We start from the raw sequence: 17439 nt of genomic DNA, 5'->3' as shown, positions 1-17439 counted from the left end.
CCATCATCGACTCACAAGGTCGTGTAATCAATACCTGGGCTGACATCATCAACCGCGCTAACTTGGGTATGGAAGTAATGCACGAGCGTAACGCTCACAACTTCCCCTTAGACTTAGCTGCTGGTGAAGTTGCTCCTGTTGCTATCAGCGCTCCTGCTATCAACGGTTAATTCTTAACTGAGCTTAATAAACTTAGTTAAATAAAAAATACCCTCCAGAAATGGGGGGTATTTTTGTTTGGTTCAAGAAGATAGTTGAGATGGAAGATGGTATAGAATTAACGAAATCAACCCTAATGGAGATGTTACTTGACGGAAAAGAGGACTCGACTACAGGCTAGTGAGATTAAACGCAGGTTACAACTTCTAAAACAGAAAGCTTTATTTATAGAACCTAAGTTGGCAGCAGATGTAAAGATTTATAATCAGTCCAGTTCTGAGGTAGATGGTAATTATCTGGAAGCATCCCAACAATTGCAGCTAGATAAACAAAATTATGGTGCTGATTATATTCATCTTTATGTTGATGATATAGAAGGTGATTGGCTAGAAAATTGGGATTGGGAAGAAGATTTAGCAGATTATGTTGAGGCTTTTTATCATCATTGTGAGCAGGGAAATTATCAATTTGCTTTTGATACTTTGACTGCTTGTGATGATTTGTTGAATCAGGCAGATAATCAGGAAAAATGTTTAGAACTCTATAGTTATTTGATTCAAAAATTAGAATCATTAGAAATTACAAAACTGGCTGAGATAAATAACCAAGATATTTTGGCACAAGCTAAACAGAGCGTTTTTAAATTAAAAAATAATAGATCAAGAGAAAATATGTCAGAAGAAATTACTTTTACTATAACAGAGCGAAAAATCACTCGTCTCGTATAGCCGTAGTTGGTTAGATACCGTGTCTCGTAAAGAAATCTTCCCATCCTAATACTACCTGATCTGCCCAGCTTAAAATGTCATATTGATTTCCTTCTAATGTATCAATTACAGGTGTAAACCCTGTCACAGCAATACTACTAGAACAAGTAATGCTTGTCATACTTACCTTTAGTGGAGAATTTCCAGTACCGATTGCCGTTGATCTTAGACGTTGGGTTAAAATTCGATGTTGAGTACCATTACATAGGTCAGCACAGATACTTAGAACCTTATTATCATTCACATAGTCTTCAACATCTTGAGGAATAAAAGTTGTTGCTTCCTGCTTTAAACAATCTTTTAGATGATACGCGGTTACTGCAAAATTGAATACGGCATCAGCTATTCTCTCATGATCTTGGTTGCTAACTTATTCATACAATTTATCTTTGTCTCGGTATACTTTACCAAATAAATCTCGTGCTGATTTATACCAATAATTTAGACCAGGAGTAAGCATAATTACTTCAATAGTATTACATAGACCATTGTAATCAGTATTTTTACAATTTACAATATGATTGTTATATGTATATGAGATATTCGTTCTTTTAGATTATTGGTAATTAATTTTGATTGAAACGGATTTTTTTATGAAGTCCCCTATATCTACCTATATATAGATTGACGAATCTAAGGTCATATTGATTAGAATGAGAACCTACAGTAAAAGTAATGAAAATAAAAAATAACTGACACACTCAGCACATTCACATTAGCAAATTCATGTGTATTTTTTCGGGATGTAATTTTGGTAATCAAAATTATGCTCTATCTAATTGCTGAAATTTTCTTATATCTTTAGCTTTGTATTTATTCGTTGGGTAAAAATGTATTTATATCTTCAGTAATATTTCGCATTTTTAATGACTATTTCCGACAGAGTAAATCGCCAGGAAAATCTTAAATAAACTATTTCAAGATGTTACATTATTGACGGATTTAGATTATTGGAGTTAATAATTAATAGGTATAAATGTCAAACACAAATTTTCAATACTTGCCTCTTAACCCGAAGTTAACCAATGACTAACCAGTTATATCTAGGAACCATAACAAATCAACGACTAGAATAAATGGAAAATGTTTACCATCAACTTTGTAACAAAATTAGCAAGTTAAAAATGACAATTATGATACCTGCAAAATTGGCTCATGTTTTCAAAAGCTACACATTTGACAGTAGAAAATAGCTAAAATAGTATAGAAACTCTCACCAAGAGAGCAAACTTACCAGAAATTTGATTGACTTTAAACTTTGTATGAATTCAGATAGCCAGTCTGCCAGTCCTTCCGACACGTACTCCCATCGTTTGGCAGATATTGTGGGAACAATAATCGCTTTAGTAACTCTAACCCTACCTGTGTTCGTGATTGGACACTATTCAGGTGATGTCTCGAATAATCAGCAACCCATGATCTATCAATCCCAACAAGGGGAGGATTAGATACTGCTACATGATGAGAGTTCATCGGCAAAAAGCAGCAAATCTGCGCTTTAGGCTAGAGCTTGAGTGATATGTACTCAAATCTAAGAGTAAATTTTCTTTTTAGGCATAGAACTATTCTCATATAGCTGGAGCAGCGTTGTGATGTTTTCTCACAACGCTGTTTTGTTGAAAAGGGGGCGGTGGAATAGGTTGGGGATTAGTGTTTTTTACTCATCTCAGCAAAAGAGTAACCTTTTAATGATCCTCAATAACGTAGTAAACCAAACCCAGATTGAGATAATTTGAGAGAGTGTCACAATTTTGCTGAGAGATTCGGTAATAAGCCTGTGTTCAAGATTGGAGATTTTTCGCGCCTGGGACAAGTATCTGTGCGAATGCTGCGCCACTATGACGATCTGGGTTTGCTCAAACCAGCTCATGTTGATAGGTTTACCGATTACCGCTATTACAAAATCGAGCAACTACCTCGACTCAATCGGATCTTGGCTCTCAAGGATTTGGGGCTAACGTTAGAGCAGATTGCTAATTTACTTGAGAAAGATTTGCCTTCAGAACAATTGCAACATCTGCTGCAATTAAAACAGGAGGAACTGCATCAACAACTTCAAGACACTCAAGCTCGGCTAAATCGTCTTTCTGCCCGATTACATCAACTGGAGCAAGAAGGACAGCCCTCTCCCTACGACGTAATTGTTAAATCTGTACCAGCGTGTTGCATTGCGTCTGCTCGTCATATTGTGCCATCTGCTGGTGAGATGCCCAAATATCGCGGAATGCTGATTCGGCAACTCTACAATTGGTTGGAACAGCAAAATATTACGCCAATTGGGCATGAGATGGTTATTTATCACGTCTCAGAGTATACAGAAACAAACATTGACATGGAGTTTACGATCGCTATTCCTGAACCCATTCAACTTATTGGGGAGACTGCACAAGGGGCAATTACCGTTCGTCAACTACCCGCAATCACCCAAGCGGCTAGCGTCGTTCATAGTGGTATGATTCACGACATTACCCAGGCGATCGCCGCCCTCTTTACTTGGATTGGCACAAACGGTTACAGCAGCAACGGGGCGATTCGAGAAATTCATTTGTTTGGGCCAGAAACAGTGCGGGTAAGGGATCACCCAGTGGTGGTTGAACTGCAAATCCCGATCGCACCATTTTAGGACACACACAATATTTCTTGACTCTGACACACTGAGAGACTATATCCTCAAGTACAGTCTATTCAAATACTAGATATGAGTATCATGTCAGAAGAAAAAATCTTGGCTAAAGAATCTCTATATCGGATTGCTGGTTGGGTGCTAGTTGTTGAAAGCTTGCTGATCTTTGTCCCTATGGCTATTTTAGGACAGGCAATTAACTGGCCTCAAAGTTTGGGTGAGCCGGCAGATGTGATGCTGCCACTTGTAGCTCAAAATGCAGCAGCAGTCAGGTTTGGCTACCTGATATATCTTGTTTACTCGATTCTTTTTTGGGTCGTGGCTTTGCTAACAATTCAGGTTTTAAGTAACAGGGAATCCAATTCTATCTGGCTTCGTATTGCGGTTGGGTTTAGTGTGGCTTCGATGATTGCTCGCTGTTTAGGCATTATTCGTTGGCTCGTAGCAATGCCAGTTTTGGCAACACTTTACACCAATCCAGCAACATCTACCCAAACTCGTGAGGCGATCGCCTTAGTTTACCGGGTTCTCAACGACTACGCTGGGTCAGTCGGCGAAATTCTGGGAGTTAGCCTTTTTGCAGCTCTTTGGCTGGCGATCGTATCTTGGACGATTCTGCAAACCAGAATTGTACCCCGGTGGTTAGGATTCTTGGGTCTATCGTCAGCAACACTGTTAGTCATTCAATTAGTTGAGTTGTTTGGAATCGACTTGGGTGCTTTCATCACTGTATCGGTAGGTGTATTACAAGTATGGTTTTTGTTAATGGGAATTGCATTGCTACGCTCAACCCAATTGCGCCACTAAAGCATCTCAAGTCTCGGTTTTATCTCACCATCTTCTATAATAATTAATCACTTACACTCAGCACTTAGATAAATACTTTGGGAAGAAGTCCATCTTGGCCATAAAATTCTACACGGGGAGTATGTCCCCAATGCACTTAATAGTTAAGACAGGAGTTTTTTGTGGACTTATCCCGTATTCCAGCACAACCCAAACCAGGTGTCATCAATATTCTGATTGAAATTGCTGGTGGTAGTCAAAATAAATACGAATTTGATAAAGACCTAGAAGCCTTTGCTCTAGACCGAGTATTGTATTCTTCGGTTAAGTATCCTTATGATTATGGCTTTGTTCCAAATACCTTAGCTGATGATGGTGATCCTCTGGATGGTATGGTAATTATTGATGAGCCAACTTTTCCTGGTTGCGTCATCGCGGCCAGACCAATTGGCTTTTTGGAGATGATTGACGGTGGCGATCGCGATGAGAAAATTTTGGCAGTACCTGACAAAGACCCCCGCTACGCCCACGTAAAATCTTTGAATGACGTAGCCCCACATCGCTTAGAGGAAATAGCTGAGTTTTTCCGTAGTTACAAAAATTTAGAAAAAAAAGTAACTCAAATCCTCGGTTGGCAAGATGTTGATCAAGTGAAAGCTCTAGTTGACAAATCCATTAAAGCTTACAAGTAATAATGGGGAGTAGGGACTGGGGAAGGTGGGGACTCCTCTGGGGATAAGGGGTAATGGGGATTGGGCGAAAATCTTGCAGTCAGTTCTTCCCCTGCTCCCTGCTGCTTCTCCTACCCCTTACTACTCAATTAACTAAGTGCAACAATTGCTGGAGAAATTTTAACCAAAATGCAACGTACCCTCCTTTTGGCAAAAATTCATAATTGCACCCTCACTGGGGCGAACATCAATTATGTGGGTAGTATTAGCATCGATCAAATCTTATTGGACAAATCTGGCATCTTGCCTTATGAACAAGTGCAAGTAGTGAATAATGCTAATGGACAGCGTTTCATTACTTATGCGATCCCGGCTCCAGCGCATTCGGGAATTATTGAATTAAATGGGGCTGCCGCCCGTCTAGGCATTATAGGCGATCGCGTGATTATAATGACTTACGGGCAGTTTACATCTGAGGAGTTAAAAAGTTACACTCCAACGGTAGTCATTGTAGATGAAAAAAACCGACCTTTAGAAGTGCGGCGCTACGATGACCTGCTCAGTCAGGTCTAAATTCAAATAAAATGACAAATATTGAGCTGTCAGGTTCCCAAAGCTACCTAAATGATGAGTCTACTGCTAACCTAAGTAGTCTCGCTGGTAAATTTATCGTGCAGTTCTGGGGGGTTAGGGGATTAATTCCCACCCCAAGTAGTAATACTAGCCGTTATGGGGGTAATACTGCTTGTGTAGAAATGCAGGTGGCAGGTAAACGCCTAATTTTTGATGGTGGTACAGGTTTACGGATATTGGGTAAAGCTTGGCAGCACTTACAACAGCCGCTAGAAGCCCATTTATTTTTTACCAATTCTCAGTCAAACCGCATCCAAGGGTTTCCTTTTTTTGCTCCGGCATTTATCGCCGGAAATTGCTTTCATATTTACGGTGGGGCCGCGTCTAATGGGGCTTCGATTAAACAATGCTTGTGTGATCAAATGCTCCAACCCCACTTTCCCTATCCGTTACAGGTAATGCAGTCGGAGTTGCAGTTTTACCATTTAAGTCCTGATAGTGAGTTGAAGTTAGATGATGTCACCATCAGAACAGCATTAATCAATCAAACCCAGCGTTCAATTGGCTATCGTGTGACATGGCAAGAATATAGCGTCGCCTATGTCACGGATTTAAATATGAGTGCTGAACAAAGTGAAAGAGAACAAGTTTTGCAAATTATTCAAGATGTTGATTTGCTGATTGCTAACGCTACCTATACGCCACCAACATCTCATGATCATGAGTCGGCTGAGTTACTCTGGCAAGCTGCCGTAGAAATGGCTCAGAAGGCAGGGGTACGCAAGTTAATTATCTCCCACCATCACCCAGATGATCATGATGATTTTCTTGATCAGGTGGAAAAGGAAGTTCAGTCTACCTTTTCTAACGCTTCACTAGCTTGTGAAGGTTTGGTTTTACCGGTTTTTTAAAGAAATTTTCGGATAATTTCACTAAGGCGGGAAAATCTATATCTAACAATAGTGCCAATTCGATGGGAGTTTTGAGAAGGTACTAATATTTGAGTCAATGCAAATATAGTGCTGTAAAAACATCCATGATATTAGATGCGATCGCTATTTCTTGGCAAAGTGTAATTAATTATTCATTAGCTTCCGTATTATCCACACCTATCAAAGACCCAGTACCAGTTTTCTTGATGATTTTGGGGATTATGTTAGTCGCTCCCCTACTATTTGAGAAGATTCGACTACCTGGGATTGTGGGATTAATTCTCGCAGGGGTAGTAGTCGGCCCTAATGGATTGGGATTATTAGCACGAGATAATACTATTGTGCTTTTAGGCACTGTGGGTTTGCTATTCTTGATGTTTATGGCTGGGCTGGAAACTAGCCTGGATGATCTGAAATATAACGCAGATAAGGCAGTCATTTTTGGACTAGCTACCTTTGCCATCCCAATGGCTTTGGGAACTGGAGCCATGATGGCAATTGGTTATAGTTTCTTACCTGCAATTCTGGTAGCTTCTTGTTTCGCTTCTCATACTTTACTAGCCTTACCCATTGCCAGCAAGTTGGGCATCATGCGTTCTCAAGTTTTGACGACGACTCTCGGCGGTACGCTCATTACCAATATTTTGGCGCTTTTGGTGTTAGCCGTGGTAGTCAGGGCGCATCAAGGGAATTTAACTCTCAGTTTTTGGTTATTCCTAATTCCGGCGTTAATTATTTACACCTTTCTTACTTTGTGGGGTGTGCCACATATCGGACGCTGGTTTTTTCAAAGGTTTGGACATGATGAAGGGGCAGAGTTTACATTTGTTTTGGCTACCCTGTTTGTAGTTTCTTATGGGGCAGAATTAGTCCAAATTGAACCAATTATCGGGGCTTTTTTGGCCGGGGTGGCTATTACTCAATTGATCCCCCAACTTAGCCCGTTGATGAACCGGATTCAATTTATCGGTAATACCCTGTTTGTCCCTTTCTTCTTAATTTCTGTGGGGATGCTGGTTAATCCTTTGATTTTGGTGCAAGAACCGCGATCGCTGGTAGTCTCTGGTGTGATGGTGGCTGTGGCTATTGTTGCCAAATTTCTTCCCGCTTGGGGTTCTGGTAAGTTATTTGGCATGAACTTCAACAGCATCATGGTGATGTTTGGGTTATCAGTGGCGCAAGCTGCCTCGACTTTAGCAGCCATCACAGTGGCTTATAATATCAAGCTTGTAGACCAATTAACAGTTAATGGCACGATCGCCATGATTTTAGTTACCTGTATTGCTTCTCCTTGGGTAACAGCGAAGTGGGGTAGAAATCTTAAACCAGAAGCCGATAGTATTCAAACGCGTCCAGGTGGTAGCATAGGCGATCGCGTTTTAGTTCCAGTGGCTAACCCCAACACCGAAGATAATCTACTCCAGTTAGCAATAATCCTGACAAAATCCGCCGCAGGTACTTTGTTACCACTCCATATTCTACTAGAGGACAATAACCCCATTTCTCCGGATGCTAAAGCCAAACAAAGCCAACTCCTATCTACAGCAGAAATGATTGCCCATGCGGCGGTTGTGAATGTTACTCCCATCGGCAGGATTGACGAATCTATTGACAAAGGTATTGCCCGTGTAGCAGAAGAAAAGCAAGCGAGTGCGATTATCTGCGGTTGGAAGGGCTACTCTACCTATCAAGAAAATCTATTTGGTGGTGTTATTGATAAGATTGTTCAGCGTAGTTTTATCCCCGTTTTAGTATCTCGCTTCCCCTTACCAATTGAACACACAAATCGAGTATTTTTAGCTTTTACCACCCAACAAGCCCAAGCCAGCACCTTTGGACAAAGCATTGAATTAGCCAAGGCTTTAGCCACAGAATTGAAAGCCTCTCTCCAACTTTTACAAGTAGTAGCACTGCGAGGAGAAGCCATTGAGATAGCTGATACTGGACTACCAGCCGACACACCAATTCAGAAAGTAAGAGGTAACTTTGTCCGCCAAGTTTCTCGGTTACTCAAAACCAACGATTTATTATTACTAAATGGGACTGTGGAAAACAAAACTCAACTATTTGCCCTATTTGGCAATGCGCCAGAAGCGATCGCCCGTAATCATCCCAAAGTAGCCATGATCATCGCCTACTTTCCACAATAGGAACTGGAGGGATGAGGTATATTATATTTCAAATTACCAATCCTCATTACCCCTTATCCCCAGAGGGGTCTCCACCTTCCCCAATCCCCAGTCCCCATCTATGATTTATCCTGTTATTTGGCAAAATAATTGTGTCTTACTAATAGACCAAACTCGTTTACCCAATGAGTATGCAGTTGTAGAAATTCACCGTAGTGAAGATATGGCGCGGGCAATTCAAACTATGATTGTCCGGGGTGCGCCTGCGATTGGTGTGGCTGCGGCTTATGGGATGTATTTGGGGGCGAGGGAAATTGAGACAAGCGAACGCCAGGAGTTTCTGCAACAGTTAGAAAAAGTAGCGCAGTTGTTGCGGGCTACCCGTCCTACGGCGGTAAATTTATTTTGGGCAATTAGTCGGATGCTGAAAACTGCCTATGAGACTTTAGGAACAGTTGCCCAAATTAAAGAAAATCTCTTACAAACAGCCCAAGCGATTAATGCAGAAGACTTGCAAACTTGTCAGGCGATCGGTGACAATGGCTTGGCGATCTTACCCAAAACGCCAAAAAAGCTGACATTGCTCACCCATTGTAATGCAGGGGCTTTAGCTACTGCTGGTTATGGTACAGCCTTAGGGGTTGTTCGTTCAGCTTGGCGAGAAGGGCGTTTAGAAAGGTTGTTTGCTGATGAAACCCGCCCACGTCTGCAAGGTGCAAAACTCACCACTTGGGAATGTGTACAAGAAGGTATTCCCGTCACGTTGATTACTGATAATATGGCAGCCCATTGCATGAAACAGGGTTTAATTGATGCTGTTGTTGTGGGTGCAGATCGAATCGCGGCTAATGGTGATGCTGCAAATAAAATCGGCACTTATAGTTTAGCTATAGTCGCCAAAGCACATAACGTTCCTTTCTTTGTCGCTGCACCTGTCTCTACAATTGATTTTGAATTATCTAACGGTAGTCAAATCCCCATTGAAGAACGTAACCCAGTAGAAATTTATCAAGTCGGTGATACTACTTTGACACCTCCAGGCGTAGAATTCTACAATCCTGCATTTGATGTCACCCCAGCCGATTTAATTACAGCCATCATCACCGAGAATGGTGCTTTTGCTCCTCATAATTTAACTAAATCGTCAAAACAAGCGGTGGTTTAGCAGCCTTTAAAAATGCAGCGTTGCTGATGAGTAGTGGCGTGTCTAGACTAAAAAGTTGTAATAGAATTGGGATGAAATTAAACGCAGATACACACAGATCGCGCCTAACGCACCATCCTTGTGGCGGCGTGTTGGGCGGGTTTCCCGGCAGACACGCCAGTGGCATAGAGGCTTCAAAACTCTAATTTTTCGTTTTAATCTGGGACTGAGTGCGTAGACGCAGTGATAATTTCACGCTTATGGATGGTGTCTTTAGGAACTACAATTCGCCAACGGAGAATACGATTATCTTGACTCCAATTGTCAAAACGGGCAATTTCAGAGCCTGCGGCTAGGGGATCTACAAAGGTTGCTGGATTTTTAACTGTAAAGCCGGACAGATACATGGTGTCACTTTCAGGAAAGTATTTGATTCGCCGTAAATCTGTAAAAATGCGGGGAGTTGTTTCTTTTTGCATGGAACTATAGGTATAGATGGGATTACCGTTAGTGTCTAGTCCTTGCAAAGAATAATGGCGAATACCTTCTCGATCGCCCAGAGTTGTCCACAAATCGCCTTTACTATCCACCCACCATCCTGTAACAGAGGAAGAATCTTCACTATGATCATATTCTTCTTTGTCGAAAGCGCCGTTACCGTTGCGATCGCGCCAAATCCATTTTCCTGTTTTTGGTTGCCCAGGTGGCCAAGTCCCTGAGATTGCTGATTTACCCTCGTTATTTTTACCAACAAACATCCCTGCTGGAATAGCTATATTCCCATCTTGGCTGGGATTAAATCGATAAATTTCTAAGGCGTTGCTATGGGTATCTAAGAGAAACAAAAATCTTTCACCGTTGATTCGACGTACAAAGGTAGTATCAGGGGATATATGCAGTCGTGGATCTTGAGGATATTTGAAGCCGTTTAAAGTATAAGCTTTATAAGTCCATTGCTGACCCTTAGGCTTGCTACTATCTATCAAAAAGTGTTCATACTTGGTAAAAACTTCTCGCCCATCTGTGGTAGGGTCAATGTCGGCATTTTCGACTAAGGATAATCCTAATAATCGCCATAGTTGCTTTCCTGATGGGGAAAATTTTCTTAAATCTGTGCCGGAATTATTAAACCCATTATTATTGATATACAAATTCCCCTGAGCGTCTGCGCCGACTCCTGTGAGTCCATAAAACTTTAAATCTTGGACTTCGCCAGGAACACCTCCATAAATACCCCCTGTGTGACCGAAAGCGCCAACTTGGACTGGTTGATCCTGAATGTTATAAATCAATACTTGCTGAAGCGTCCCATTTTCTGCTACTAACAGTCTACCTTGATTATCGAGTGCGATCGCTCCGGGTAAAACAACATTAGTTATTTTTTGCGGTAATTGCTTTCCTGATGGAGAATAACGCAAAATTTTAGCAGGATTATTGGCATATTGCTTTTGAATAATCCACAAATTCCCCTGTTTATCAATAGTTATATCCCCTGGTCTGAGAAAACTAAAGTTGCGTAATTCTTTCATTGTCTCAGTGTTATAGACGCGAATTTTATTATTTGCTGCATCACTAACATATAAATTCTTATCTTTCGTTGCTAATCCAGTCACCTCACTCTTAGTATTGACGATTAACATACTCTTATCCCAACCACGCCCACTAGCGAATGGCGCTGGTTTACCAGATAAGTTATAACGTCTCACACAATACCAAGTTGTCCCTTCTGGTGGATAATCTTTGTCTATTTTGCCGACAAATCCTTGACTCATAGCAATGTAAATATATTTACTATTTGCTGTGACGGCTTTACCACCATGACGACTCCAACCATGAAGATCACTGAGAATCCCAATCACATTACCATCTTTATATATTGATGCTTCGGCTCCTGCTTTATCCTCATGACTATTTGTATACACTGTGCCATTAGGCGCAACATATATTCCCTCAATATAGTTTTGTATAGATTTTTGATTATCCGCAAAAATATCACCTATTAAGTCTCTTTTATCAGAATTTTCCGCAACTTCACTCAATGTTAAATCTGCGGAAATAATAGTAATAAATTGAAATGAAATAGTAGCAATAAATAAAAGCATCCATGATTTTAAAAATCTATAACTTAAATATTCAAATATTTTATTTAATTGTCTTGTCATCCTCAATTGTAATTTTAGAATATTATCTAGTATTGCGTACTTCATTACACCAACAATTCATTTAATAGTTAATCTTTTGTAATTCGAGATAATTCTTGATAGTGATTTTTAATATTACTCGGCGATATTGAATTAACAGGAAAACTTCAATTATTGAGTTATATATGTTTCTAAACACCATTCAATACAATGATTCAAGGAAACATTCTTATCAAAAAAATATATTGCCTATTTAAAAGTATTTTTATTCTGAATTACAAGAATTGAAATACTCTTATTGTGAGGGTTTTATGTTAGTTTGATGTCCTAATTTATCTGTCTGTGGTTATAGTGTGTAGAAGTCCTTTGTATTATCTTTAATTACGTAAGTGATAATACATAAATAGCAAATTAACGGACTTAAGAAATTAGCGTTTATCGAATATTCATCAAAAAAATATAACTTTCTATTTTTTTAAATTAGTTGTAAAAATATGAATTTAGTATATTGGTATACTCTTTTTCCCAGAAAATTATTCATCAACCTATTACCAATTACCAGATTCCTCATCTCCTTATGAGTGAGGAATTGTAACCTCAATTTTATAAGTTATAAACAATACATTAACTACCGAAGCACGCTACATCACGAAAGAAATGTCTTTATAAAAGCTTAAATTAGACCAATCATATTTATTTAAAGATTTGGTAAATAAAAAAGCTCAAACGTAGGTAAATTTAAACAAAATCTATATTGAGTTAGATGGAATATTTACTGATAACTCCGAAAATTAGAGAAGATAAACAATAAGTAGTATGTCATTAACTGTATAGAATAAAATACATGAATAAAATCTCGCCTGTTTCTTTATCTCCTCCTGTATTTTCCTGATAATCTTGACAATCTTGCTAAATATATAAACGGAGTGATATTTCATGTTGAAGCCAATATCCTCAAACTCCGCACAGTACTAGGAGATAAGAGTGGAATATAAAAAAGAAAATTTAAATTTAGTATCTGCGTCTATTCTGACCTTAGGCTCTGGTTGGTTTCCTACGAATCCTGGAGGTTTGGAAAGATATATTTATGAGTTGACTTATCAATTATCAGCTAATCAAGATAGAGTTGAGTTGTGTGGAGTTGGTTTACCAGATAATGAATTTCATTTGCCCATTAAACTAACTAACTTAGCATCTCCAAACAGTAGAATTTGGCAAAGGTTTTGGTCTATTCGGACTAATTTCCAGAAAACAAGAATAAGCAAACCGGACGCAATCAATTTACATTTTGCCTTATATAGCTTTCCTATTTTAGATATTTTGCCTCAAGGTATACCCATTACTTTTAATTTTCATGGGCCTTGGGCTTCAGAAAGTAAACAGGAATTAGTGAAGAATAAAATTAGTATTTTTTTAAAGCGTCGGTTGATAGAACAAACCACATATAATCGTTGCGATCGCTTTATTGTTCTCAGTAAGGCATTTGGTAATATATTACACCACCAATATCAAATTCCCTGGCACAAAATACATATCATTCCTGGCGGTGTGAACATTGATAAATTTCAGCCAAATTTATCACGCCAACAAGCTCGCCAGCAGTTAACTTGGCCTGAAAGTCGTCCTATTTTATTCACATCCAGACGTTTAGTGCATCGTGTAGGAGTAGACAAACTATTACAAGCATTAGCAATAATTAAACCAAAGTTACCCGATATTTGGCTAGCGATCGCCGGTCGGGGACATCTCCAAGGAACATTGGAAAAACAAGCTCAAGAATTGGGTTTAGAGAACAACGTAAAATTTTTAGGTTTTCTCCCAGATGAGCAGTTACCTATCGCTTACCAAGCTGCTAACTTAACTGTTATGCCCAGTCAATCTTTTGAAGGGTTTGGATTAGCAATCACTGAATCTTTAGCTTGTGGTACACCTGTTTTATGCACTCCCATTGGAGGAATGCCAGAAATTTTAACCCCATTTTCACCACAGTTAATTACTACCTCTCCTGAAGCTACGGCTATTGCTGAGAAAATAGCACAAATCTTGCTAGAACAAATACCAACGCCTTCACGAGAAGAATGTCGCCAGTATGCTCTAACTAACTTTGATTGGCAGAAAATTGCTCAACAAGTGCGACAGGTAATTTTGGCTTGACTGATGACTGTTGACTGTTGATTGTATACGCAAATAAATATGGCTACGCTAGGCCACACATACAGGAATCAAACCGGATTACTTATATGAAAATATTATTTTTAGACCAGAGCGGGAAACCAGGTGGTGCAGAATTATGTTTAATTGATATTGCTAAACCTTACCGCGATCGCGCTTTGGTTGGTTTATTTGCGGACGGAGCATTTAAAACCTTACTAGAGCAACATCATATCCCGGTTGAAGTATTCACCAATCAGCCCATTCAAGTCCGTAAGCAAAGTAATTTATTGCAAGCATTTGGTAGTTTGGGTCAACTTGCGCCTCTGGTGGCTAAAGTTGTGCAGAGAGCGCGTGAATATGATTTAATCTACGCCAATACACAAAAAGCGTTAGTTGTTGGAGCGATCGCTAGCTTTATCGCTCGTCGCCCTTTGGTTTATCATTTACATGATATTCTTTCCCCAGAACACTTTAGCCAAACCAACCTGCGGGTTGCAGTTAACTTAGTTAATCGTTTCGCCTCATTGGTAATCGCCAATTCCCAAGCCAGTCAAACAGCGTTTATCCAAGCTGGAGGACGTGCAGAGCTAACAACAGTCATCTACAACGGCTTTGACATAAATCTATATCAAACTGCTGCATCAGATGTTAGTAAATTACGACAACAATTAGGCGTAGCAAATAATTTTGTAGTTGGACACTTTAGCCGTCTTTCACCTTGGAAGGGACAGCATATTCTGATTGATGCACTAGCTCAATGTCCGCCACAAGTGACAGCAATTTTGGTAGGTGATGCCCTATTTGGTGAGCAAGACTATGTTAAAGAGCTACATCAACAAATTACCAGATTAGGGTTAGAAAACCGCGTTAAATTTTTAGGTTTTCGGGCTGATATTCCCCAATTAATGGCGGCTTGTAATTTAGTCGCTCACACATCCACAGCCCCAGAACCCTTTGGTAGAGTGATTGTTGAAGCTATGCTTTGCGGTAAACCCGTAGTTGCAGCCAAAGCAGGTGGTGCAATGGAACTAGTCGAACATGGGGTTAATGGGTTCTTAACTACCCCAGGAGAATCCCAGGAACTAGCCAATATTATTAATATCTGTATTGAAGACACCCAAAAGACTGCAACTATAGCGAGTAATGCCCAGGCTATTGCTAGTCAACGTTTTGATGTGGTAACAATCAATCAACAAATTGCCCAAACTTTATCTTATATTTGTGTGTAAGTTCTGGAAACTTTGCGTCTGATGTAAACACTAGAACAGTGTATCTGGCTATTATCAGATTAGTTAACAAAAAACTACGGTTATGAATTTGGCATCTAATGGACAAACGCAAATTATCCGTACAGAACGTGGACTGACGATTTCAGGAACACGTATTACTCTGTATAAAGTACTAAAAACCAGGAGTTTTATTATGATTAATTTACTCCACTTTGAACAGTTTATTGCTGTGTTTTAACGGGTTTTAAATTTCTAGCTTTATAAAATGTTTCTAGGCTATGGCGATCGCCTACAAAACGCCAGTGCCAAGGTTCATAACTTACTCCTTGGGAATTATCCTTCGGAAAAGACATCTCAAAACCAAAGCGAGCTGCATTCGTCTCTAGCCATTTAAAAGCTCTGGTATTTTCAAAAATAGCTTGCAAATTAGTTGTCGGTGCTGCGCCATCCCCAATATCCACAGCGTAACCTGTGTGATGTTCGCTATGACCAGGGGGAGCGCTGAGGGCTGCTCTTTGGGCTGGGGTTTGGTTGCGTTGAGCGCCAATAGCAAAAAATAATTGCTCTTGCTCTTTTACAGAACGAAAGCCGGAAATAGGCATTAAGATAACACCCGCACTCCGAGCCGCCTGCACCATTTCTTGGAACCGTTGAGCCGCAGTTCTACGCATCCGGATGCGTCCATTCCTACTGATTGGCACTAATTCTGACTCTGGTGCTTCTGGGTAAGCCAAATGACCTAATACAGTTTGCAGATCAGCCGGGTTGCTGGCTGTAGGTATTGGTGTAGCATCAGCAATAGCTGGCGAAGGCTGAGACTCAGTAGTTTTTTTAGGCGTGGTGATAAAAAAAACAAAACCACTGACAATCGCCAGTATCACAAACGCGCCTACTCCACCCATCACGAAAATCAGGCGTTGTAAGCGTTGTTTAGGTGTGATACCAGGAGTGTCGCGTAAGGCTACTGGGATATCATCACTAAGTTCATCAAATGGGTCGCGTGGCTCTCCAGAAAACCCAGCTTTATTCACAGGTCAACTCCTGGTTTTGTGGAACTTTCATAAAAATTGTAGACTTGATCAGAATAAGCTTATTCGGTAGCATTTTACATCTATAATTCTTAGGCGCAACATTGATAAATCTCCTAGAACTATACGTCAAACTTGTCAGCTTAGTCTTAGTAGGTTTTATCCTGGGACGCAAGCTACCGGGTACAGTTCCTACCCGTCTGGGTCAGTTTCTTTTCTGGGTGGGAGTACCGATAAGTATAGTATCTTTTCTCCGACAAACTGACTTATCAGGACAAATCTGGGTTGCTCCGGCGATCGCATACTTGGCTATTCTACTAGGCGCGTTCTTCGCTTGGCTAGGAATCAAAGGACAGACATACTTTAGTAATACAAAACCTGAAAAACCCACCCAGGGAAGCTTGTTACTAGCAGCTATGATAGGTAACACAGGTTACTTAGGCTTTCCTATTACCTTAGCAATGGTAGGTAAAGAATACTTTGCTTGGGCATTATTTTACGATTTACTGGGGTCTTTTCCTGGTGCTTATGCCTTGGGTGTAGCATTAGGCGCTCATTTCGGCACGAGTTTACAAAATCACAGCCAATTTACGCAAGTCACAAGAGCTATTATTATTAATCCGGCTCTATGGAGTTTCGGATTTGGCTTACTATTTCGCCAAATAGCAATTCCGGAAATTTGGGAATATGGCTTAGATAAATTCGCTTGGAGTACGGTGGGCTTATCTCTACTATTAATTGGAATGCGCTTAAGCAAACTAAATTCTTTAGGTAACCTGCCACAAGTGGGCATCAGCGTAGGCATCAAAATGCTCCTAGTTCCCTTAATTTTAGGCTACACCTTACCGCTTTTTGGATTAACCGGGCCAGCCGCCAAAGTGATTATCCTCCAAACGGCTATGCCTCCAGCCTTTGCCTGTCTGGTAATCGCCGAAACCTTCAATTTAGACCACAATCTCGCAGTCACAACAATAGCCGTAGGATCTGTGTTACTACTCTTAACACTGCCCATGTGGCTATGGTTGTTTTGAATTGGTCAGTTGTTACTAGTCAACAGTCAACAGTCAACAATCAACAGTCAACATATATCTTCTCCATCTTCC

At 40.2% G+C, this 17439-nt stretch carries 15 protein-coding genes and 1 pseudogene; 13 read left to right on the top strand and 3 right to left on the bottom strand.

Translation table 11 applies throughout. The features are described from left to right. Window positions 1–170: pseudogene (locus H6G14_RS10420) on the top strand (photosystem II q(b) protein); the annotation flags it as partial. 228 nt (window positions 171–398) lie between these two features. Beyond that, complete coding sequence (locus tag H6G14_RS10415) at window positions 399–887, top strand: hypothetical protein (protein ID WP_242053399.1); 489 nt, start codon at window positions 399–401, stop codon at window positions 885–887. Window positions 888–897: 10 nt separating this feature from the next. Here the strand turns inward: H6G14_RS10415 and H6G14_RS33540 are convergent, their stop codons facing one another. Further along, window positions 898–1047 (bottom strand): hypothetical protein, encoded by a 150-nt coding sequence (locus tag H6G14_RS33540; protein ID WP_242053398.1) that lies wholly within the window; start codon window positions 1045–1047, stop codon window positions 898–900. 1141 nt (window positions 1048–2188) lie between these two features. Between H6G14_RS33540 and H6G14_RS10405 the strand changes: the two genes are divergently transcribed. From H6G14_RS10405 to mtnA, 8 genes are all read left to right on the top strand, one after another. Next, a complete protein-coding gene (locus H6G14_RS10405) occupies window positions 2189–2374 on the top strand; it encodes a TLTLP motif-containing protein (RefSeq protein WP_044521809.1) in 186 nt (61 codons plus the stop codon). 329 nt (window positions 2375–2703) lie between these two features. Then, entirely contained in the window at window positions 2704–3549 is an 846-nt protein-coding gene (locus H6G14_RS10400) for a MerR family transcriptional regulator (RefSeq protein WP_190567361.1), read from the top strand. 75 nt (window positions 3550–3624) lie between these two features. Next, window positions 3625–4356, top strand: a complete 732-nt coding sequence (locus H6G14_RS10395; RefSeq protein ID WP_190567360.1) for a DUF4386 domain-containing protein — start codon at window positions 3625–3627, stop codon at window positions 4354–4356. A 161-nt stretch (window positions 4357–4517) separates the two neighbouring features. Beyond that, the gene (locus H6G14_RS10390) at window positions 4518–5027 is read left to right on the top strand and encodes an inorganic diphosphatase (RefSeq protein ID WP_190567359.1); all 510 of its coding nucleotides are present in this window, start codon (window positions 4518–4520) and stop codon (window positions 5025–5027) included. A 168-nt stretch (window positions 5028–5195) separates the two neighbouring features. Next, window positions 5196–5579 (top strand): aspartate 1-decarboxylase, encoded by a 384-nt coding sequence (gene panD / locus H6G14_RS10385; RefSeq protein WP_010997719.1) that lies wholly within the window; start codon window positions 5196–5198, stop codon window positions 5577–5579. A gap of 11 nt (window positions 5580–5590) precedes the next feature. Next, entirely contained in the window at window positions 5591–6490 is a 900-nt protein-coding gene (locus tag H6G14_RS10380) for an MBL fold metallo-hydrolase (protein ID WP_190567358.1), read from the top strand. Window positions 6491–6615: 125 nt separating this feature from the next. Then, window positions 6616–8661, top strand: a complete 2046-nt coding sequence (locus H6G14_RS10375; RefSeq protein ID WP_190567371.1) for a cation:proton antiporter domain-containing protein — start codon at window positions 6616–6618, stop codon at window positions 8659–8661. Between the two features lie 100 nt (window positions 8662–8761). After that, window positions 8762–9805: an S-methyl-5-thioribose-1-phosphate isomerase gene (mtnA, locus tag H6G14_RS10370; RefSeq protein WP_190567357.1), complete on the top strand. Its 1044-nt coding sequence runs from the start codon at window positions 8762–8764 to the stop codon at window positions 9803–9805. A gap of 194 nt (window positions 9806–9999) precedes the next feature. Here the strand turns inward: mtnA and H6G14_RS10365 are convergent, their stop codons facing one another. Next, entirely contained in the window at window positions 10000–11991 is a 1992-nt protein-coding gene (locus tag H6G14_RS10365; protein ID WP_190567356.1) for an SMP-30/gluconolactonase/LRE family protein, read from the bottom strand. 918 nt (window positions 11992–12909) lie between these two features. Here H6G14_RS10365 and H6G14_RS10360 point away from each other — a divergent pair. Beyond that, window positions 12910–14079 carry a glycosyltransferase gene (locus H6G14_RS10360; RefSeq protein ID WP_190567355.1) on the top strand — a complete coding sequence of 390 codons (1170 nt, stop codon included), beginning with the start codon at window positions 12910–12912 and terminating at the stop codon, window positions 14077–14079. Between the two features lie 86 nt (window positions 14080–14165). Further along, complete coding sequence (locus tag H6G14_RS10355; RefSeq protein ID WP_190567354.1) at window positions 14166–15308, top strand: glycosyltransferase; 1143 nt, start codon at window positions 14166–14168, stop codon at window positions 15306–15308. A 221-nt stretch (window positions 15309–15529) separates the two neighbouring features. On the opposite strand, the gene H6G14_RS10345 is transcribed toward H6G14_RS10355, so the two are convergent. Further along, window positions 15530–16339 carry a D-alanyl-D-alanine carboxypeptidase family protein gene (locus tag H6G14_RS10345; RefSeq protein WP_190567353.1) on the bottom strand — a complete coding sequence of 270 codons (810 nt, stop codon included), beginning with the start codon at window positions 16337–16339 and terminating at the stop codon, window positions 15530–15532. 101 nt (window positions 16340–16440) lie between these two features. On the opposite strand from H6G14_RS10345, the gene H6G14_RS10340 reads away from it, so the two are divergent. Next, window positions 16441–17367: an AEC family transporter gene (locus H6G14_RS10340; RefSeq protein WP_190567352.1), complete on the top strand. Its 927-nt coding sequence runs from the start codon at window positions 16441–16443 to the stop codon at window positions 17365–17367. Window positions 17368–17439: the final 72 nt, after the last annotated feature.

It is taken from the genome of Nostoc parmelioides FACHB-3921, assembly GCF_014696625.1.
In the GTDB taxonomy this organism is placed as follows: domain Bacteria; phylum Cyanobacteriota; class Cyanobacteriia; order Cyanobacteriales; family Nostocaceae; genus Trichormus; species Trichormus parmelioides.
Note: the sequence above shows the minus strand (reverse complement) of the source record. Positions and strands in the feature narration are given on the sequence as shown.

Excerpts from the sequence above, each read along its gene's own strand:
- H6G14_RS33540 (WP_242053398.1), bottom strand. The coding sequence starts at position 1,047 with ATGACAAGCATTACTTGTTCTAGTAGTATTGCTGTGACAGGGTTTACA.
- H6G14_RS10405 (WP_044521809.1), top strand. The coding sequence starts at position 2,189 with ATGAATTCAGATAGCCAGTCTGCCAGTCCTTCCGACACGTACTCCCAT.
- H6G14_RS10395 (WP_190567360.1), top strand. The coding sequence starts at position 3,625 with ATGAGTATCATGTCAGAAGAAAAAATCTTGGCTAAAGAATCTCTATAT.
- panD (WP_010997719.1), top strand. The coding sequence starts at position 5,196 with ATGCAACGTACCCTCCTTTTGGCAAAAATTCATAATTGCACCCTCACT.
- H6G14_RS10380 (WP_190567358.1), top strand. The coding sequence starts at position 5,591 with ATGACAAATATTGAGCTGTCAGGTTCCCAAAGCTACCTAAATGATGAG.
- H6G14_RS10375 (WP_190567371.1), top strand. The coding sequence starts at position 6,616 with ATGATATTAGATGCGATCGCTATTTCTTGGCAAAGTGTAATTAATTAT.
- mtnA (WP_190567357.1), top strand. The coding sequence starts at position 8,762 with ATGATTTATCCTGTTATTTGGCAAAATAATTGTGTCTTACTAATAGAC.
- H6G14_RS10365 (WP_190567356.1), bottom strand. The coding sequence starts at position 11,991 with ATGAAGTACGCAATACTAGATAATATTCTAAAATTACAATTGAGGATG.
- H6G14_RS10355 (WP_190567354.1), top strand. The coding sequence starts at position 14,166 with ATGAAAATATTATTTTTAGACCAGAGCGGGAAACCAGGTGGTGCAGAA.